Source organism: Pseudomonas sp. S4_EA_1b (assembly GCF_016307435.1).
GTDB lineage: Bacteria > Pseudomonadota > Gammaproteobacteria > Pseudomonadales > Pseudomonadaceae > Aquipseudomonas > Aquipseudomonas rhodesiae.
This window is the reverse complement of sequence record NZ_JAEILC010000018.1, coordinates 49,003-68,404: the sequence shown is the minus strand read 5'-3', so window position 1 is coordinate 68,404 and position 19,402 is coordinate 49,003. Positions and strand designations below refer to the sequence as shown.

Genomic DNA, 19,402 nt, shown 5'->3' with positions numbered 1-19,402 from the left:
TTCGTGCGCCGTAGCGGAGGCATTGCCGGACATGACTGATGAGTTCCTGAGGAAGCTCCTCGAACGGAACGATATAGTGCAGCTGCTGAAACACCTTTAACTGGATTGCCAGCCCAATCGAGAGCGCTGGACTCTTAGCGGTGTTGTTGACCCATTCGATCTCTGAATCAGACAGGGAATAGCTTCGATGAAGCTCCTTGGCCGGTAGCTGACTGGGCAAGATCGGGTAGGCTGTTCTTTCCACCGATGCCATTGAACACATCCCCCAAGCAAGGCAAAAGCATCAGCATAGACGGCTAGCCAGACGGTGGATGATCAGCAAGCCATGGCCTCTCTAATACCCTTTTAAATCATAGATTTACAGAACGAATGTCCTAATTTTTGCCTTATCTCGGCATGACCCCGTGCTGATCTGATGCAGCCAGGGGGCGTCAGGCTCTCGGGATGAGCATTGATGCAACTGCTCGAGTTCGCGCAGCAACTGGTTTGCCTCGGTGTGGCAGGCGGCCAGCCGGTCGAGTTCGACCAGTGCCTGATGACAGTGTTCGTGGCAGGTTAGCAGTAGCGATGCTCGATCTAGGCGCAAGGACAGCGACTCGCTCAGTGCCAGTACGCACAGGGTACGTTGACTGTAGGCATAGATCCGGCCGCACTGCGTCAGCCACTTTGCAGTGGGCGAGTCACAGCCGGCGGCGAGTCGCTTGGCCACTTCTAGAGAACGCAGCATTAGTAGCTCGCCGACAGCGAGTGTCGCATGCCGCAATTCATCATCCTCGCTGGCGCCGAGCATCAGGGCGTAGCCCTGCGAGAGCCGGGCCAGGGTGTCGACGCGTTGCTGTTCGGCGCTCCCTTCCATGAGCGCTTGCAGGCGGCTGCAACACTTGTTGAGCTCGTCCAGGCAAGCCTGGCAATGACGCCGGGCCATGTCGTGATCGTCGAGCAGACAGTAGAGCAGGGCCTGCTGGCCTAGGAAGGCCTGCCGATTGGCGAGATGCAGGGCCTTAAAACGGCGCTGATTGGCGTTCAGCGGTGCCTCGAAAGTGGGCAGCCCGGGCAGTAGTAGGGTGCGCAGTAGGGATCTCAAGGCTTTCTCCGGAGTGGGTGCGGGGTGACCGTTCGGACGAGCCTGATTGTGTGGGTCATGAGTTGTCTCTATAGGTTGTGACGGTCCTACCCTAGTGCATACGGCGGATGGCCCCTTGACGGGAATCAAGTTCCGTTACGCAGTGACGGTGCGGTTCCTGACACAGCTCATGACCTTCTTGTCAGTTCCTAGGCTGAACGCTGGACTAGGGCATCTCAACCCACTGATGTGGAGTTCGAGGCATTGAGTTACAGCGAGAGGACCGTTACCGAGGTGAGTTTCGGGAGGTGAGTCAATGCCAGCGTGCAGACAAGTTGTTGCTAGAGATTCTCCAGTGCCCATACGGCCGCCTCGACTCGCGAGCGCAGGCCGAGCTTGTGCAGCAGGTTCTTCACATGCACCTTGACCGTTCCCTCGGTGATACCGAGCTTATTGCCGATCATCTTGTTGCTCAGTCCGGCGGCTATCATTTTCAGCACCTGGCGTTCGCGCTCGGTCAGGTCCAGAGAGCTGGCACCCTGCGGGGTACGCAAGGCTTGGGCCAGCACGGTGGTCAGCGACGGGCTGATCACCAGGGTGCCGCGCAGCACTTCGCGCAGGCGGGCGATCAGGTGTTCGGGCTCCATGTCCTTGAGCAGGTAGCCGTCGGCGCCGAAGCGCATGGCGTCGCGCACGTCGTGCTCGGCATCGGACACGGTGAACAGCAGGATCTTGCCGGCGAAGCCCTGCTCGCGCAGGCGCTTGAGCGTTTCCACGCCATTGAGCTGCGGCATGTTGTTGTCCAGCACCACCAGGTCGGGAGTCAGGCGCTGTACCAGCTCGCAGGCCTCGAGGCCGTTGTTGGCTTCGCCCACCACGGTCAAGTCGCCTTCCAGCTCGATCAGCTGGCGCAGGCCGCGACGCATCATCGGATGGTCGTCGACCAGCAGCAGGGTGTGGGGCAGGGTGGCGTTCATGAAAGAGCCTCGGGAGTCGGTTGACGCAGGAATTCCGGACAGAACAGCAGACGCACGCGGGTGCCCATGGGCTCGCGGGGAGTCAATGCGAGGTTGCCGCCCAGGCTGCGGGCACGCTCCTGCATGATGTTCAGGCCGTGGTGGTGACGGCTGTCGAAAGCGGGATCGATGCCGATGCCGTCGTCTTCGACCAGCAGTTCGACATTCTCGCCGCACTGACGCAGGTGCACCCAGGCCTGGCTGGCCTGGGCATGGCGCGCGCAGTTGGACAGCGCCTCGCGGGCGATCTGCAGCAGGTGGATCTGCTCGGTGGCCGACAGGGTGAAGGCCAGCGGTTCGGCGTGCAGCAGCACGCGCAGGTTGCCGCGCTCGGCGAACTCGCGGGCGGTGTCGTCGAGGGCCTGCTCGATGCCGCCGTCCTGGATCTGCAGGCGGAAGGTGGTGAGCAGTTCGCGCAACTGGCGATAGGCGCTGTTCAGGCCCTCGCGCAGCTCGTCGCTGACCTGCAGCAGCACCTCGCTACTTTCGCCGCGACGGATCAGGGTCTGCAGGCGGCTGACCTGCAGCTTCATGTAGGACAGCGCCTGGGCCAGCGAATCATGCAGCTCGCGGGCGATGGTGGTGCGCTCGTCGAGCAGCAGCAGGCGGTTGTCCTGCTCGCGCTGGCGCTCCAACGACAGCGAGGTGCCGATCAGGTTGGCCAGCGCCTGGATCAGCTCCTGTTCCCACTGGCGCGGGGTGTGGCCGTCCTCGTAGTGGGCGCACAGTTCGCCCAGGCTGTTGCCCTGCGAGCTGATGATGAAGTCCAGGCCGTTGGGCTGGGTATGGCGCTGGCAGCTGGCGCAGTCGCTGCGCGCGCAGATTTCCCGCGACTCGTTGCCGTGCAGGGCGATCAGGTGCTCCACCGGCGCCTGGGTATCGCCTTTCAGGCACAGGGTCAGGCGCAGGCCGGGCAGGCGCTGCTGGAAGCTGTCGATCAGCTCGTCCAGCTGCTCGGCGTTGGCCGGGCTGCTGGCGATGCTGCGGCTGCTCTGGTACAGCAGCTCCAGGGCGGCATTGCTCTGCGCCAGGTTCTGCGTCTTTTCCGCCACCCGCGATTCGAGGGTGCGGTGCGATTCCTCGATGGCGTCGGCCATGGCGTTGAAGCTCAACGCCATCTGGCCCAGTTCATCGATGGAACGGTATTCGATGCGCGCGTCGAGGTCGCCGGCACGGAAGCGCTCGGTGGCGCCGACCAGCTCCTGCAACGGGGTGATCACGCTGTTCTGCAGCTCGAACATGCCCACCAGCAGGATCACCACGGTCATCAGCAGGGCCGCGCCCTGGATGCTCTGCTGCCAGCTCTGGCGCTTCTCGCTCTGCTTCTGCAGCTGCATGACGAAGTTTTCCAGCTGGCCGACGAAGATCTCCGACTGTTGCTGGAAGGTAACCCGGTCGCCACGCTCCAGGGCTGGCAGCAGCTGCTCGCGCCACTGACGCTGGATGTTGGCGAAGGCATGGCCGACCGGATCGTCGGGCTCGTCGCCGATCATGTGCCTGAGCGAGTTGCTGTCCAGGCGCCGCTGCATGTCGTCGCGCAGGGCGGCGATGGTGGTGGCGTCGGCATTGGCTTCCAGGCGCCAGTTCAGGCGGTAGGTGGCCATGCGCAGCGAGCCGGCGGTGTTGATGGCGGCGGCGTCGTCCTCGCTGACCATGGCGATCAGCACGGCACTGATCGCGCTGCAGAAGGCCAGGGTGGCGATCAGTATCACCGCCAGCCCGGCGCGGGCCGGCAACGAGCCCTTGAACCAGTCCAGCATCGCGCTACCTCCAAAGAGTTCGGAGCGCTCCGCGATCCACCGGCCGAGGCTCTGTTGTTGCGATAAATCAATGATTTAAAAGGATTTATTCTTGATTTTTGCCACTATCACTTTGGTGGTAGTTGGGGCAATGGTAGGTCGTAAGGGCGCCGGTGCTCATTGATCCAGATCAAGAAACTACGGCCCCCCTGGCAATAGCCTGCAGCCATGATACAGCTTGGGAGAGCGTTCATGGTGAGCCAGAAAATGCAACAGGGGTTGGTGCTGGGGATGAGTACCGCCGCGTTCACCATCTGCTTCATGGTGTGGATGATGTTCGCGGTACTCGGTGTACCCATCAAGGAACTGCTGCAGCTCAACGAGACCCAGTTCGGCCTGCTGGCCTCGACGCCGGTCCTGACCGGTTCGCTGATCCGCCTGCCGCTGGGCATGCTCACCGACCGCTTCGGCGGACGCATCGTGTTTTTCGTGCTGATGCTGGTCTGCGTGCTGCCGATCTACCTGATCAGCGAGGCCACCCAGTACTGGCAGTTCCTCGTCCTCGGGTTGTTCGTCGGTCTGGCCGGCGGCTCCTTCTCGGTAGGCATCGCCTACGTCGCCAAGTGGTTCGACAAGTCCAGCCAGGGCCTGGCCATGGGCATCTTCGGCGCGGGCAACGCCGGCTCGGCGCTGACCAAGTTCATCGCCCCGGCGATCATCGCCGCCGCCAGCTGGCAGATGGTGCCGAAGGTCTACTCGGCGATCATGTTCATCACCGCGCTGCTGTTCTGGTTCTTCACCTACGAGAACAAGGCGCACCGGGTGCCGAGCAGCGTGTCGCTGGGCGAGCAGCTGAAGACCCTGAAGGACCCGCGCGTCTGGCGCTACTGCCAGTACTACTCGATCGTCTTCGGCGGCTACGTCGCGCTGGCCCTGTGGATGACCAAGTACTACGTGCAGGAATACGGCTTCAGCCTGCAGAGCGCGGCGCTGCTGGCCGCCTGCTTCTCCCTGCCGGGCGGCCTGCTGCGCGCCATCGGCGGCTGGATGTCGGACAAGTGGGGCGCGCACAGCGTGACTTGGTGGGTGATGTGGGTGAGCTGGGTGTGCCTGTTCATTCTGTCCTACCCGCAGACCGACTTCACCGTGCACACGGTCGACGGCCCGCGCACCTTCCATATCGGCCTCAACGTCTGGGTGTTCACTGCGCTGATGTTCGTCATGGGCATCGCCTGGGCGTTCGGCAAGGCCTCGGTATTCAAGTACATCGCCAACGACTTTCCCGATCGCATGGGCGCGGTGTCCGGCATCGTCGGCCTGGCCGGCGGCCTCGGCGGCTTTGTCCTGCCGATCATGTTCGGCGTGCTGGTCGACCTCACTGGAGTGCGCTCTTCCGCCTTCATCCTATTGTACGGCGTGGTCTGGGTTTCTCTGATCTGGATGTACTTCAGCGAGGTTCGCAAAACCCCAGTCATGGGTTCGGGTTCCACCGGCCCCATGAATTCCGCTTCCTGACAAGGAGACTGAGCATGTCCGCAACCAAGAATCCGGCCATGGGGCAGCCGCCCCGGCAAGGGCCGGTGATCGAGGACTGGCGTCCGGAGGACCCGCATTTCTGGGGTTCCATCGGCAAGGCCATCGCCACCCGCAACCTGTGGATCTCGATTCCCGCGCTGTTTCTCGCCTTCGCCGTGTGGATGGTGTGGAGCACGGTGATCGTGCGCCTCAATGCCATCGGTTTCAGCTTCAGCACCGATCAGCTGTTCTGGCTGGCGGCACTGCCGGGGCTCTCCGGGGCGACCTTCCGCATCTTCTATTCGTTCATGGTGCCGGTGTTCGGCGGGCGCCGCTGGACCGCCCTGAGTACCGCCTCGCTGCTGATTCCGTCGATCTGGATGGGCTTCGCCGTGCAGGACCCGGGCACACCCTACAGCGTGTTCGTGATCATCGCCCTGCTGTGCGGCTTCGGTGGCGGCAACTTCGCCTCCTCGATGTCCAACATCAGCTTCTTCTACCCCAAGGCGCAGCAGGGCACCGCCCTGGGCCTGAACGCCGGCCTGGGTAACCTGGGCGTGTCGGCCATGCAGTTTCTGGTGCCGCTGGTCATCGGCTTCGGCCTGTTCGGCGCGGTCGGCGGCAAGCCGCAGGAACTGGCGGATGGCAGCCAGCTGTGGCTGCAGAACGCCGGCCTGGTGTGGGTGCCGCTGATCGTGGCGGTGACCCTGGCGGCCTGGTTCGGCATGAACGATCTGGCCAGCGCCAAGGCGTCCTTCGCCGAGCAGGCGGTGATCTTCAGGCGCAAGCACAACTGGCTGATGTGCTGGTTGTACCTGGCCACCTTTGGTTCCTTCATCGGCTTCGCCGCGGCCTTCCCGCTGCTGATCAAGCATTCCTTCCCCGAGGTCAACGCGCTCAAGTTCGCCTTCCTCGGCCCGCTGGTCGGCGCCCTGGTGCGTCCGCTGGGCGGCTGGGTGGCGGACAAGCTGGGTGGCGCGCGGGTGACCCTGTGGAACTTCGTGCTGATGATCGCCGCCGTGTTCGGGGTGATCGCCTTCCTGCCGCAGGGCGGCCAGGGCGGCAACTTCTACGGCTTCCTGGCCATGTTCATGCTGCTGTTCGTCACCACCGGCATCGGCAACGGTTCCACCTTCCGCATGATCCCGGTGATCTTCCGCACCCTGCACGAGCGCCTCAGCGCCGGCAAGGGCGCCGCCGAGAAGGAGCAGGCGATCAAGGCCGCCGGCAAGGAATCGGCCGCGGTGCTAGGCTTCAGCTCGGCCATCGGGGCCTTCGGCGCCTTCTTCATTCCCAAGTCCTTCGGCAGCTCCATCGCCCTCACCGGCGGGCCCGAGGTCGCCCTGTACGTGTTCGTTGGCTACTACGTCAGCTGCATCCTGGTCACCTGGTGGTGGTACTCGCGCAAGGGCGCAGAGACCCCATGCTAGTCCGCCACAACCCAAGAAATGACGAGCGCGGGGCCGCCCGCACTCAGCCTGAGAGGAAGAGATAATGAGCCACATACTCGACCAGCTGCGCTTCTTCAATCGCAAGCAGGGGGAGTTCGCCGACGGCCATGGCGAGACCCGCAAGGAATCGCGCGACTGGGAGAACGTCTACCGCTCGCGCTGGCAGTACGACAAGATCGTGCGCTCCACCCACGGGGTGAACTGCACCGGGTCGTGCTCCTGGAAGATCTACGTGAAGAACGGCCTGATCACCTGGGAAACCCAACAGACCGACTATCCGCGTACCCGCAACGACCTGCCCAACCATGAACCGCGTGGCTGCCCGCGTGGCGCCAGCTATAGCTGGTACATCTACAGCGCCAACCGCCTGAAGTACCCGAAGGTGCGCAAGCCGCTGCTCAAGCTCTGGCGTGAGGCGCGCCGGGGCCTGTCGCCGGTCGAGGCCTGGGCCAGCATCGTCAGCGATCCGGCCAAGGCCGAGAGCTATAAGAGCAAGCGCGGCATGGGCGGCTTCATCCGCTCCAGCTGGAACGAGGTCAACGAGATCATCGCCGCGGCCAACGTCTACACCGTCAAGCAGTTCGGCCCGGACCGCGTGGTCGGCTTCTCGCCGATCCCGGCCATGTCGATGGTCAGCTATGCCGCCGGTAGCCGTTACCTGTCGCTAATCGGCGGCGTGTGCCTGAGCTTCTACGACTGGTACTGCGACCTGCCGCCGTCCTCGCCGCAGGTGTGGGGGGAGCAGACCGACGTGCCGGAATCGGCCGACTGGTACAACTCCAACTACATCATCGCCTGGGGCTCCAACGTTCCGCAGACCCGTACCCCGGACGCGCACTTCTTCACCGAGGTGCGCTACAAGGGCACCAAGACCGTGGCCATCACCCCGGACTACGCCGAGGTGGCCAAGCTCACCGACCTCTGGCTCAACCCCAAGCAGGGCACCGACGCGGCGCTGGCGCAGGCCTTCGCCCACGTCATCTTCAAGGAATTCCACCTGGAGAAGCCCAGCGCCTACTTCACCGACTACGCCAAGCGCTACACCGACCTGCCGATGCTGGTGCTACTCAATGAGCAGGACGGCAGCTACCGTGCCGAGCGCTTCCTGCGTGCCAGCGACCTGACCGACAGCCTCGGCCAGGGCAACAACCCCGAGTGGAAGACCATCGCCGTCGACGCCTCGGGCGAGCTGGTGTCGCCGCAGGGCTCCATCGGCTATCGCTGGGGCGAGAAGGGCAAGTGGAACATCGAGGCCCGCGAGGGCGGCGCCGGGCGCGAGATCGATCTCAAGCTGAGCCAGATCGACAGTGGCGAAGTGGCGGAAGTCGCCTTCCCTTATTTCGGCGGGCAGACCCACGAGTACTTCACTGCCGTGCCGGGCGAGGAGATCCAGCTGCGCCGCGTACCGGTGCGTACCGTGATCCTGTCCGACGGCAGCCAGGCGCGGGTCGCCAGCGTGTTCGACCTGATGGCCGCCAACCTCGGCATCGACCGTGGACTGGGCGGCGCCAACGTCGCCAACCACTATGACGACGACCGCGTGCCGGGCACCCCGGCCTGGCAGGAGAAGATCACCGGCGTCAGCCGCGAGAAGGCCATCCAGATCGCCCGCGAGTTCGCCGACAACGCCGACAAGACCAAGGGCCGTTCCATGATCATCGTCGGTGCGGCGATGAACCACTGGTACCACATGGACATGAACTACCGTGGCCTGATCAACATGCTGATGTTGTGCGGCTGCGTCGGGCAGACCGGTGGCGGCTGGGCCCACTACGTCGGCCAGGAGAAGCTGCGTCCGCAGTGCGGCTGGCTGCCGCTGGCTTTCGGCCTGGACTGGAGCCGTCCGCCGCGCCAGATGAACGGCACCAGCTTCTTCTACAACCACAGCTCGCAGTGGCGCCACGAGAAGATGAGCATTCACGAGGTGCTCTCGCCGCTGGCCGACAAGTCGCAGTTCCCCGAGCACATGCTCGACTACAACATCCGCGCCGAGCGCGCCGGCTGGCTGCCGAGCGCCCCGCAGCTGAACCGCAACCCGCTGCAGATCTGCCGCGACGCCCAGGCCGCCGGCCTGTCGCCGGTGGACTACGTGACCAAGTCGCTGGCCGACGGCTCGCTGCGCTTCGCCTGCGAGCAGCCGGACAACCCGGTCAACTTCCCGCGCAACATGTTCATCTGGCGCTCGAACTTGCTCGGTTCTTCGGGCAAGGGCCACGAGTACATGCTCAAGTACCTGCTCGGCACCAGGAACGGCGTGATGAACGAGGACCTCGGCAAGCGCGGCGGCTTCAAGCCGAACGAGGCCGAGTGGGTGGACGAGGGCGCCATCGGCAAGCTCGACCTGGTCACTACCCTCGACTTCCGCATGTCCTCGACCTGCGTGTACTCCGACATCGTCCTGCCGACCGCGACCTGGTACGAGAAGGACGACATGAACACCTCGGACATGCACCCCTTCATCCACCCGCTGTCGGCCGCCATCGATCCGGCCTGGGAAGCGCGTTCGGACTGGGAGATCTACAAGGGCATCGCCAAGTCCTTCTCCGAGATGGCCAAGGGACACCTGGGCGTCGAGCAGGACCTGGTCACCGTGCCGCTGCTGCACGACACCCCCGGCGAACTGGCGCAGCCCTTCGGTGGCAGCGACTGGAAAACCGCGGGCGTGGCGCCGCAGCCGGGCAAGAACTGCCCGAACATCACGGTGGTCGAGCGCGACTACCCGAACACCTACAAGAAGTTCACCTCGCTCGGCCCGCTGCTGGACAAGCTGGGCAACGGCGGCAAGGGCATCAACTGGAACACCGAGCACGAGGTCGAGTTCCTCGGCGAGCTGAACTACAAGGTGCGTGAGGAGGGCGTCAGCCAGGGACGGCCGAAGATCGAGTCGGCCATCGACGCGGCGGAGGTCATCCTCTCGCTGGCCCCGGAAACCAACGGCCATGTCGCAGTGAAGGCCTGGGCGGCGCTGTCGGAGTTCACCGGTCGCGATCACAGGCACCTGGCGCTGCCCAAGGAGCATGAGGCGATCCGCTTCCGCGATATCCAGGCGCAGCCGCGCAAGATCATCTCCAGCCCGACCTGGTCCGGCCTGGAAGACGAGCACGTGTCCTACAACGCCGGCTACACCAACGTCCACGAGCTGATCCCGTGGCGCACCATCACCGGTCGCCAGCAGTTCTACCAGGATCACCCCTGGATGCTGGCCTTCGGCGAGGGCCTGATGAGCTACCGGCCGCCGATCAACACCCGCTCGACCGGCTACGTGAAGGGCAAGATGTCCAACGGCAACCCGGAGATCTGCCTGAACTGGATCACCCCGCACCAGAAGTGGGGCATCCACAGCACCTACACCGACAACCTGATCATGCTCACCCTGAGCCGTGGCGGTCCGATCGTGTGGATGAGCGAGATCGACGCCAAGAAGGTCGGCATCGAGGACAACGACTGGATCGAGTGCTTCAACGCCAACGGCGCCCTGACCGCCCGCGCGGTGGTCAGCCAGCGGGTCAAGGAAGGCATGGTGATGATGTACCACGCCCAGGAACGCATAGTGAACGTGCCCGGCGCCGAGAGCACCCAGACCCGCGGTGGCCACCACAACTCGGTGACCCGCGTGGTCCTGAAACCCACCCATATGATCGGTGGCTACGCCCAGCTGGCCTACGGCTTCAACTACTACGGCACCGTGGGCTGCAACCGCGACGAGTTCGTCGTGGTGCGCAAGATGAACAAGGTGGACTGGCTGGACGGGCCTAACGGCGACGCCCTGCCACAACCGCTGCCGACCGAGATCGAGTGAGGAGAGCCGACATGAAAATTCGTTCACAAGTGGGCATGGTCCTGAACCTGGACAAGTGCATCGGCTGCCACACCTGCTCGATCACCTGCAAAAACGTCTGGACCAGCCGAGAAGGCATGGAATACGCCTGGTTCAACAACGTCGAGACCAAGCCCGGTATCGGCTACCCGAAAGAGTGGGAAAACCAGGAGAAGTGGAAGGGCGGCTGGGTGCGCAACAAGGATGGCTCGATCAACCCGAAGATCGGCGGCAAGTTCCGCGTGCTGGCGAACATCTTCTCCAACCCGGACCTGCCGAGCATCGACGACTACTACGAGCCATTCGACTTCGACTACCAGCATCTGCATACCGCGCCGCTGGGTAACCACCAGCCGGTGGCCCGGCCGCGTTCGGTGATCTCCGGCCAGCGCATGGAGAAGATCGAGTGGGGCCCGAACTGGGAGGAGATTCTCGGCACCGAGTTCGCCAAGCGGCGCAAGGACAAGAACTTCGACAAGGTGCAGGCCGACATCTACGGCGAGTACGAAAACACCTTCATGATGTACCTGCCGCGCCTGTGCGAGCACTGCCTCAACCCGGCGTGCGCGGCCTCCTGCCCGAGCGGTGCGATCTACAAGCGCGAGGAGGACGGCATCGTCCTCATCGACCAGGAGAAGTGCCGCGGCTGGCGCATGTGCATCAGCGGCTGCCCGTACAAGAAGATCTACTTCAACTGGAAGAGCGGCAAATCCGAGAAGTGCATCTTCTGCTACCCGCGCATCGAGGCCGGCATGCCGACCGTGTGCTCGGAAACCTGCGTGGGCCGCATCCGCTACCTGGGCGTGCTGCTGTATGACGCCGACCGCATCCACGAGGTGGCCAGCACCCCGAGCGAGCAGGACCTGTACCAGAAGCAGCTGGAGATCTTCCTCGACCCGTTTGACCCCAAGGTGATCGAGCAGGCGCTGAAGGACGGCGTGCCCATGTCGGTGATCGAGGCCGCGCAGAAGTCGCCGGTGTACAAGCTGGCGGTGGACTGGCAGCTGGCCCTGCCGCTGCACCCGGAATACCGCACCCTGCCGATGGTCTGGTACGTACCGCCGCTGTCGCCGATCCAGAACGCCGCCGCCAAGGGCAGCGTGAGCATGGATGGCGTGCTGCCGGACGTGGACAGCCTGCGCATCCCGGTGCGCTACCTGGCCAACCTGCTCACCGCCGGTGACGAGCAGCCGGTCAAGCTGGCCCTCAAGCGCCTGCTGGCGATGCGTGCCTACAAGCGCGCCGAGCAGGTCGACGGCGTGCAGGACCTCAAGGTGCTGGAGTCGGTCGGCCTGAGTGTGGCGCAGTGCGAGGACATGTACCGCTACCTGGCCATCGCCAACTACGAGGATCGCTACGTGATTCCGTCGGCGCACCGCGAGGAGGCCATGAGCGATGCCTTCGCCGAGCGTTCCGGCTGTGGCTTCAGCTTCGGCAGCGGCTGCAGTGGCTCGTCGGACACCAACATGTTCGGCGCCAAGAAGGCCAACAAGCGCGACATCCTCAAGACCGTGCAGATCTGGGAGGAATGACCATGCAGATTCTCAAGGTGATTTCCTTGTTGCTCGACTACCCGGAGGAGGCGCTGCGCAGCGCCCACAAGGAGCTGGACGAGGCCATCTGCAGTGCCCGCGAGATCAGCCCGGACCAGCGCGGCTCGCTGCTGCGCCTGCTCGACGAGCTGGCCGGTGACGAGCTGATGGACGTGCAGGAGCGCTACACCGAGCTGTTCGACCGCGGCCGCGCCCTGTCGCTGCTGCTGTTCGAGCATGTGCATGGCGAGTCGCGCGACCGCGGCCAGGCCATGGTCGACCTGATGGCGCAGTACGAGGCCGCCGGGTTCGCCATCGGCGTGCGCGAGCTGCCCGACTACATCCCGTTGTACCTGGAGTACCTGGCCAGCCGCGAAGACCTCGAGGCCCGCGAGGGCCTGGCCGACGTGGCGCACCTGCTGGCCCTGCTGGCGGCGCGCCTGGAGGAGCGCGAGAGCCCTTACGCCGCGTGTTTCCGCGCGCTGCTGCAGATCGCCGGCGAACAGCCGGCGGTGGCGGTGGCCGAGGTGCGCGAGCAGGTGGCCGGCGAGGTGCGCGACGACAGCCTGGAAGCGCTGGACAAGTTGTGGGAGGAGGAGGCCGTGGACTTCCTCAAGGCCGAGCAGCAGGACCGCTGCCCGAGCCAGACCACGATGCCGGGCAAGGCTCGCGAAGAGGTGCCGGTGCCGCTGCACTGGATCGATTTCAAGCAGGACGGGGCGGCCAGCGTGCCGGCCCAGGAGGTGCACAATGGCTAATCTGAACTTCCTCGCCTTCGGCGTGTATCCCTATATCGCCCTGGCGGTCTGCCTGATCGGCAGCTGGGCGCGTTTCGATCTGTCGCAGTACAGCTGGAAGGCCGGTTCCAGCCAGATCTTCAACCGCACCCCGGCCGAACACCGCTACATGCGGATCGCCAGCAACCTGTTCCATGTCGGCGTGCTGTTCGTGCTGGCCGGCCACTTCGTCGGCCTGCTGACCCCGGCCTCGGTCTATCACCATGTGATCAGCACCGAGAACAAGCAGCTGCTGGCGATGGTCTCCGGCGGCCTGTTCGGCGGCCTGTGCCTGATCGGCCTGCTGATGCTGCTCAAGCGCCGCCTGAGCGACGCGCGGGTGCGCGCCAGCTCCAGCTGCTCGGACATCCTGGTGCTGGTCGTGCTGCTGGTGCAGCTGCTGCTGGGCCTGGGCACCATCTATGCCTCGACCCACCACATGGACGGCTCGGTGATGGTGATGCTGGCCGACTGGGCGCAGTACACCGTGACCCTGCAGCCGCAGCTGGCCGCCGCGGCCATCGCCCCGGTGAGCCTGGTGTACAAGCTGCACGTGTTCCTCGGCCTGAGCCTGTTCGTGCTGTTCCCCTTCACCCGCCTGGTGCACATCGTCAGCGCGCCGGTGTGGTACCTGGGGCGGCGCTACCAGATCGTGCGCCAGAAGGCCTGAGGCAACGTCTGGATCGGCTGCGCGTCGGCCGGCCGGTCCACAGCGGATGAATCTTGAGTCGTGTAGCCCGGACAGGCGTCAGCGTCATCCGGGACCAGCAAGGTGGGTGGCGTCACCCACCGCCAAACGAATGCGTGGAGGTGTGACATGGGTTGTGGATGCGGAGGTAGCGGCAACGGTGGTGGTGGCTGCGCCGGTGGTGCCAGCCAGGTCGTGGTGCCCGAGCCGGCGCAGGCCGGTGTGCAGGCGTTCGAGCCAGCTCCAGCCGCGGACGACGAAAGCGAGGATGAGCCCTCGCTGGAACTGATCGCCAGCAGCGAGCAGGAGTGGCCGCGGATCAAGGTCAATGGTGTCGCCATCGCCCCCGAGGCAATCGCCCAGGAGCTGCAGTACCACCCGGCGAACACCCGCCAGGAAGCCATCTTCCTGGCCAGCCAGGCGCTGGTGATCCGCGAACTGCTGCAGCAGCGCATCAGTGCGCTGGATATCCGGGTCCGCGCGGCCGCGGGCGAGAGCGAGGAGGAGGCCGCCACCCGCACGCTGATCGAGCGTGAGGTGGCGCTGCCGCATGCCGACGAGGCGACCTGCCACGCCTACTTCGAGCGCAATCGTTCGCGCTATGCCAGCGCACCGCTGGTGGCGGCCCGGCACATCCTGCTGGCCTGCCCGGCCGACGATGCCGAGGAGCGCAGCCAGGCCCGTGACCAGGCCCAGGCGCTGATCGCCGAGCTGCAGGCACAGCCCGAGCGCTTCGCCGAGCTGGCCATGGCGCATTCGGCCTGCCCCTCCAAGGAGCAGGGCGGGGCGCTGGGGCAGATCAGCCAGGGCCAGACGGTGCCGGAGTTCGAGCGCCAGTTGTTCCGCTTGCCGCTCGGCCTGGCCGGGCAGCCGCTGGAAAGCCGCTATGGCTTCCATGTGGTGCTGGTGGAGCAGCGTCTCGAGGGCCAGCCATTGCCGTTCGAGGCGGTGCACAAGAGCATCTGCGCCGAGCTGGACCAGCGTGTGTGGCAGGTGGCCGTGGCGCAGTACCTGAAGAACCTGATCGGCGAGGCGGACATCCAGGGCATCCTGCTCGAAGGCGCCGACAGCCCTCTGTTGCAGTAAACCGGCCCAGGGCCTGGGGAGTACCATGAGCAGCCTGCTGCAGGACGGCTTCGGCCGCAGCATCGATTACCTGCGCCTGTCGGTCACCGACCGTTGCGATTTCCGCTGCATCTACTGCATGGCCGAGGACATGACCTTCCTGCCGCGCCAGCAGGTGCTGACGCTGGAGGAACTGGAGCGCATCGCGCGGATCTTCGTCGCCCAGGGCGTGCGCAAGATCCGCCTCACCGGCGGCGAGCCGCTGGTGCGTCCCGGTGTGGTCGGTCTGTGCCAGCGCATCGCCGCGCTGCCGGGCCTGCGCGAGCTGGTGATGACCAGCAATGGCTCACAGCTGCACAAGCTGGCCAGGCCGCTGGCCGAGGCGGGGGTCAAGCGCCTCAACATCAGCCTGGACAGCCTGCGCCCCGAACGCTTTCGCGCCATCACCCGTACCGGCGAACTGGGCCAGGTGCTGGCCGGTATCGAGGCCGCGCAGGCGGCCGGCTTCGCCAACCTCAAGCTGAACGTGGTGGTGATGCACGGGCGCAATGCCGACGAGGTGACGGACCTGGTCGACTTCGCCCTGAACCGCGGCCTGGATATCAGCTTCATCGAGGAGATGCCGCTGGGACAGGTGGGGCGCGAGCGCGGCGAGAGCTACTGTTCCAGCGACTGGGTGCGCGCGCGCATTGCCGAGCGCTACAGCCTGCTCGACAGCGCCGAGCACAGTGGCGGACCGGCGCGCTACGTGCGCCTGCAGGGCTTCCCCGACAGCCGCATCGGCTTCATCTCGCCGCACAGCCACAACTTCTGTGCGACCTGCAACCGCGTGCGGGTCACGGTCGAGGGGCGTCTGCTGCTGTGCCTGGGCCACGAACATTCGCTCGACCTGCGCGGCCTGCTGCGCCGTCACCCATGCGACGACGCCCCGGTGCTGGCGGCCATCCGTCAGGGGCTTTTGCGCAAACCGCTGCGCCACGAATTCGACACCGGGGACGTGCAGATCCTGCGCTTCATGAACGCCACCGGCGGCTGATCAACTCCCGCTGGCCCACGCTTGGGCCGTCACCACCTGCCAGGCGGCGTTGCTCCGCCATGGCCGGTGGTTTTTTATTACACGGTACGCGAGAAACGCCCGCTCTGGCCTTCGCCCAGGTAGGCGTCGAACGCCATCGCCACGCTGCGCATCATCAGCTGCCCGCGCGGCAGCAGCACCAGCGCATCGGCGTGGATCTGCACCAGGTCGTCGGCCAGGTGCTCTTCGAGCCGGGCCAGCGACTCGGCGAAGTAGTCGAGGAAGTGGATGCCGTGGCGCGCCTCCAGTTCCGCGAACTCGACCCGGCCATAGCACATCAGTGCGGTGATCACCTCGCGCCGCAGCAGGTCGTCGTCGCTCAGGCGGTAGCCGCGGTGCACCGGCAACAGGCCCTGGTCGATGCGCGCGTAGTACTGCGAGAGTTCCTTGACGTTCTGGCTGTAGCTGTCGCTCACCTTGCCGATCGACGACACCCCGAGGCCGATCAGGTCGCAGTCGGCGTGGGTCGAGTAGCCCTGGAAGTTGCGCTGCAGCGTACCTGCCTCGCGGGCCAGGCACAGCTCGTCGTCGGGCAGGGCGAAGTGATCCATGCCGATATACACGTAGCCGGCCGCGGTCAGGCGCTGGATGGTCAGCTCCAGCAGCTCCAGCTTGCGCTCCGGTGGCGGCATGTCCTCGCGGCGAATCAGCCGCTGGGCACGCACCATTTCCGGCAGGTGCGCATAGCTGTAGGCGGCGATGCGATCCGGGCGCAGGGCGATGATCTTGTCCAGGGTGGTGTCGAAGCTGGCGACGGTCTGCAGCGGCAGGCCATAGATCAGGTCCACCGAGACCGATTTGAAGGCGGCCTCGCGGGCGGCGGCGACCAGCTCGTAGGTCTGCTCTTCGCTCTGCAGGCGATTGACGGCGGCCTGCACCTGCTGGTCGAAGTCCTGCACGCCGAAGCTCAGACGGTTGAAGCCCAGCGCGCGCAACTCGGCGATGCGTTCGCGGCTTATGGTGCGCGGGTCGACCTCGATGGAAAACTCGTGATCGTCGCTTTCATCGAAGCGGAAGTGCTGGCGCAGGCAGCCCATCAGTTCGGCGAGCTGCGCGCTGCTCAGGTAGGTCGGCGTGCCGCCGCCGAGGTGCAGCTGGGTCAGGCGTCGCGACGGGCTGAACAGCGCCGCCTGCAGGGCGATTTCGCGCTTGAGGTAATCCAGGTACTCGACGGCGCGGTGGGTCTTCTGGGTGATGATCTTGTTGCAGGCGCAGTAGTAGCAGAGGCTCTGGCAGAAGGGGATATGGATATAGGCCGACAAGGCCTTGGCGGGCGCCCGGTTGCTGCGCTCGGCGGCTTGCCGGTAGTCGTCCTCGGCGAAGGCCTGGCGGAACTGGGGCGCCGTGGGGTAAGAGGTGTAGCGCGGCCCCGGGCGGTCGTATTTCTCTACCAGCGAGCGGTCGAAGCGCAGTGAACTGGTCATGGCAAGTGATTCCTGAGGAGCCTGATGCACTGCAGGATACCCCCTGGCGCCGGTCGGCGCGAACGCCTGAGCGCAGGTTTGCGGGCAAACTTGATCACGGTCAAGTTGCATCCGGCCTCCTGACGTAGATTGCACAGCATCTTGTGTTTTTCGTTGATAACAGCAACTAGATGATGTGTCAGGAGGTGATGGATGTGTGCGGATCAGGTCCCCTATCGACCGCAGGCGCTGTTCAAGCGCGATGGCCAGGAAGTGCCCTTCGAGGCGGCCAAGATCGAGCGCGCGATTGCTGCCGCCGGGCAGGCCACGGGCGAGTTTGCGGCGCATGAGGCCAGTGCCCTGGCCGACGCGGTGCTGGCGCGCCTGCTGGAGTTCCACTGCGTGGGCGTGGAGCAGGTGCAGGACCGGGTCGAGCGGGTGCTGATGGAGGCCGGCTACTACCAGACCGCACGCGCCTATATCGTCTACCGCGAACGGCATGGCCGCCTGCGCCGCGAGCGCAAGCAGCTGATCGACGTGGCCGCCTCGATGAACGAATACCTGTCGCGCCAGGACTGGCGCGTGCAGGCCAACGCCAACCAGGGTTACTCGCTGGGCGGGCTGATCCTCAACGTGTCCGGCAAGGTCACCGCCAACTACTGGCTGGACGAGGTCTACAGCGAAGACATCGGCCTGGCCCACCGCGAGGCCGACCTGCACATCCACGACCTCGATATGCTCGCCGGCTACTGCGCCGGCTGGTCGTTGCGCACCCTGCTGCACGAGGGCCTCAACGGCATCCCAGGGCGGGTCGAGGCCGGCCCGCCCAAGCACCTGTCCAGCGCCCTGGGGCAGATGGTCAATTTCCTTGGCACCCTGCAGAACGAGTGGGCCGGCGCCCAGGCTTTCAGTTCTTTCGATACCTACCTGGCACCTTATGTGCGCAAGGACAACCTGAGCTATCAGCAGGTGCGTCAGTCGTTGCAGGAGTTTATCTACAACCTCAACGTGCCGTCGCGCTGGGGCACCCAGACGCCCTTCACCAACCTGACCTTCGACTGGGTCTGCCCGGAAGACCTGCGCGAGCAGGTGCCGGTGATCGGCGGCCAGGAGATGCCGTTCTGCTACGGCGAGCTGCAGGCCGAGATGGAGCTGATCAACCGCGCCTACATCGAGGTGATGATGGCCAGCGACGCCAAGGGCCGGGTGTTCACCTTCCCGATCCCGACCTACAACATCACCCACAACTTCCCCTGGGACAGCGACAACGCCACGCGCCTGTTCGACATGACCGCGCGCTACGGCCTGCCGTACTTCCAGAACTTCCTCAACTCGGACATGCAGCCCAACCAGGTGCGCTCGATGTGCTGCCGCCTGCAGCTGGACGTGCGCGAGCTGCTCAAGCGCGGCAACGGCCTGTTTGGCTCGGCCGAGCAGACCGGTTCGCTCGGCGTGGTGACCCTCAACTGCGCGCGCCTCGGCTACCTGTACCGGGACGATCTGGACGGCCTGATGCAGCGCCTCGACGCGCTGCTGGACATGGCCTTCGAGAGCCTGGAGGTGAAGCGCAAGGTGATCCAGCACCACATGGATGCCGGCCTCTATCCCTACACCCGACGCTACCTGGGCACCCTGCGCAATCACTTCTCCACCATCGGGGTCAACGGCCTGCACGAGATGCTGCGCAACTTCAGCGGCGACCGCGAGGGCATGCACACCGAGGACGGCCGCCAGCTGGCGCTGCAGGTGCTGGATCACGTGCGCGCGCGCCTGGTGCAGTTCCAGGAGCAGAGCGGCCACCTGTACAACCTGGAGGCCACCCCGGCCGAAGGCACCACCTACCGCTTCGCCAAGGAGGACCGCAAGCGCTTCCCCGACATCCTTCAGGCCGGAACGCCCGAGGCGCCGTACTACACCAACTCCTCGCAGCTACCGGTGGGCTTCACCGACGACCCCTTCGAGGCGCTGGCGTTGCAGGACGAGCTGCAGTGCAAGTACACCGGCGGCACTGTGCTGCACCTGTACATGGCCGAGCGGGTTTCTTCGGCGCAGGCCTGCAAGCAGCTGGTGCGCACCGCGCTGTCGCGCTTCCGCCTGCCGTACCTGACCATCACCCCGACCTTCTCCATCTGCCCGGTGCATGGCTACCTGGCCGGTGAGCACGAGTTTTGTCCGAAGTGCGACGAGGCGCTGCTGCACAAACAGCAGTGCTGCGGCGCCTGCGGCGGCTGAACCACGATTCCATCCACAGCAAGGAGGACA

Annotated in this window: 14 protein-coding genes; 9 read left to right on the top strand and 5 right to left on the bottom strand. The window is 65.2% G+C overall.

Annotated features, from left to right (window positions below; translation table 11 throughout):
• The 4 genes from YA0848_RS07190 to YA0848_RS07175 form a co-directional block, all read right to left on the bottom strand.
• Positions 1-253, bottom strand: a 253-nt coding sequence (locus YA0848_RS07190) for a DUF4158 domain-containing protein (RefSeq protein ID WP_198731224.1), incomplete at its 3' end; no start/stop codon positions are given.
• Between the two features lie 105 nt (positions 254-358).
• Positions 359-1,084 carry a hypothetical protein gene (locus tag YA0848_RS07185; protein ID WP_198712335.1) on the bottom strand — a complete coding sequence of 242 codons (726 nt, stop codon included), beginning with the start codon at positions 1,082-1,084 and terminating at the stop codon, positions 359-361.
• A 320-nt stretch (positions 1,085-1,404) separates the two neighbouring features.
• A complete protein-coding gene (gene narL / locus YA0848_RS07180; protein WP_047588152.1) occupies positions 1,405-2,040 on the bottom strand; it encodes a two-component system response regulator NarL in 636 nt (211 codons plus the stop codon).
• Positions 2,037-3,839 (bottom strand): ATP-binding protein, encoded by a 1,803-nt coding sequence (locus YA0848_RS07175; RefSeq protein ID WP_123085899.1) that lies wholly within the window; start codon positions 3,837-3,839, stop codon positions 2,037-2,039. Before YA0848_RS07175 ends, narL begins: the two co-directional genes overlap by 4 nt.
• Positions 3,840-4,070: 231 nt before the next feature.
• Between YA0848_RS07175 and YA0848_RS07170 the strand changes: the two genes are divergently transcribed.
• From YA0848_RS07170 to moaA, 8 genes are all read left to right on the top strand, one after another.
• The gene (locus tag YA0848_RS07170) at positions 4,071-5,333 is read left to right on the top strand and encodes an MFS transporter (RefSeq protein WP_123085898.1); all 1,263 of its coding nucleotides are present in this window, start codon (positions 4,071-4,073) and stop codon (positions 5,331-5,333) included.
• Positions 5,334-5,371: 38 nt separating this feature from the next.
• Positions 5,372-6,763: a NarK family nitrate/nitrite MFS transporter gene (locus tag YA0848_RS07165; RefSeq protein WP_232925063.1), complete on the top strand. Its 1,392-nt coding sequence runs from the start codon at positions 5,372-5,374 to the stop codon at positions 6,761-6,763.
• A gap of 64 nt (positions 6,764-6,827) precedes the next feature.
• Positions 6,828-10,583 carry a nitrate reductase subunit alpha gene (locus YA0848_RS07160; protein ID WP_198712334.1) on the top strand — a complete coding sequence of 1,252 codons (3,756 nt, stop codon included), beginning with the start codon at positions 6,828-6,830 and terminating at the stop codon, positions 10,581-10,583.
• 11 nt (positions 10,584-10,594) lie between these two features.
• The gene (gene narH / locus YA0848_RS07155) at positions 10,595-12,133 is read left to right on the top strand and encodes a nitrate reductase subunit beta (RefSeq protein WP_123085895.1); all 1,539 of its coding nucleotides are present in this window, start codon (positions 10,595-10,597) and stop codon (positions 12,131-12,133) included.
• Between the two features lie 2 nt (positions 12,134-12,135).
• A complete protein-coding gene (gene narJ, locus YA0848_RS07150) occupies positions 12,136-12,891 on the top strand; it encodes a nitrate reductase molybdenum cofactor assembly chaperone (protein ID WP_047588164.1) in 756 nt (251 codons plus the stop codon).
• Positions 12,884-13,579 (top strand): respiratory nitrate reductase subunit gamma, encoded by a 696-nt coding sequence (gene narI, locus YA0848_RS07145; RefSeq protein WP_047588166.1) that lies wholly within the window; start codon positions 12,884-12,886, stop codon positions 13,577-13,579. Before narJ ends, narI begins: the two co-directional genes overlap by 8 nt.
• Before the next feature lie 147 nt (positions 13,580-13,726).
• Positions 13,727-14,683 (top strand): peptidylprolyl isomerase, encoded by a 957-nt coding sequence (locus YA0848_RS07140; protein ID WP_198712333.1) that lies wholly within the window; start codon positions 13,727-13,729, stop codon positions 14,681-14,683.
• A 25-nt stretch (positions 14,684-14,708) separates the two neighbouring features.
• Positions 14,709-15,698: a GTP 3',8-cyclase MoaA gene (gene moaA, locus YA0848_RS07135; RefSeq protein WP_123085893.1), complete on the top strand. Its 990-nt coding sequence runs from the start codon at positions 14,709-14,711 to the stop codon at positions 15,696-15,698.
• A gap of 77 nt (positions 15,699-15,775) precedes the next feature.
• Here moaA and hemN read toward each other — a convergent pair whose 3' ends face one another.
• Positions 15,776-17,161 (bottom strand): oxygen-independent coproporphyrinogen III oxidase, encoded by a 1,386-nt coding sequence (hemN, locus tag YA0848_RS07130; protein ID WP_198712332.1) that lies wholly within the window; start codon positions 17,159-17,161, stop codon positions 15,776-15,778.
• 192 nt (positions 17,162-17,353) lie between these two features.
• Between hemN and YA0848_RS07125 the strand changes: the two genes are divergently transcribed.
• A complete protein-coding gene (locus YA0848_RS07125; protein ID WP_123084447.1) occupies positions 17,354-19,372 on the top strand; it encodes a ribonucleoside triphosphate reductase in 2,019 nt (672 codons plus the stop codon).
• Positions 19,373-19,402 lie beyond the last annotated feature (30 nt).

Coding starts and splice junctions, on each gene's coding strand:
- narL (WP_047588152.1), bottom strand. CDS start 2,040: ATGAACGCCACCCTGCCCCACACCCTGCTGCTGGTCGACGACCATCCG.
- YA0848_RS07175 (WP_123085899.1), bottom strand. CDS start 3,839: ATGCTGGACTGGTTCAAGGGCTCGTTGCCGGCCCGCGCCGGGCTGGCG.
- YA0848_RS07170 (WP_123085898.1), top strand. CDS start 4,071: ATGGTGAGCCAGAAAATGCAACAGGGGTTGGTGCTGGGGATGAGTACC.
- YA0848_RS07165 (WP_232925063.1), top strand. CDS start 5,372: ATGGGGCAGCCGCCCCGGCAAGGGCCGGTGATCGAGGACTGGCGTCCG.
- YA0848_RS07160 (WP_198712334.1), top strand. CDS start 6,828: ATGAGCCACATACTCGACCAGCTGCGCTTCTTCAATCGCAAGCAGGGG.
- narH (WP_123085895.1), top strand. CDS start 10,595: ATGAAAATTCGTTCACAAGTGGGCATGGTCCTGAACCTGGACAAGTGC.
- narJ (WP_047588164.1), top strand. CDS start 12,136: ATGCAGATTCTCAAGGTGATTTCCTTGTTGCTCGACTACCCGGAGGAG.
- narI (WP_047588166.1), top strand. CDS start 12,884: ATGGCTAATCTGAACTTCCTCGCCTTCGGCGTGTATCCCTATATCGCC.
- YA0848_RS07140 (WP_198712333.1), top strand. CDS start 13,727: ATGGGTTGTGGATGCGGAGGTAGCGGCAACGGTGGTGGTGGCTGCGCC.
- moaA (WP_123085893.1), top strand. CDS start 14,709: ATGAGCAGCCTGCTGCAGGACGGCTTCGGCCGCAGCATCGATTACCTG.
- hemN (WP_198712332.1), bottom strand. CDS start 17,161: ATGACCAGTTCACTGCGCTTCGACCGCTCGCTGGTAGAGAAATACGAC.
- YA0848_RS07125 (WP_123084447.1), top strand. CDS start 17,354: ATGTGTGCGGATCAGGTCCCCTATCGACCGCAGGCGCTGTTCAAGCGC.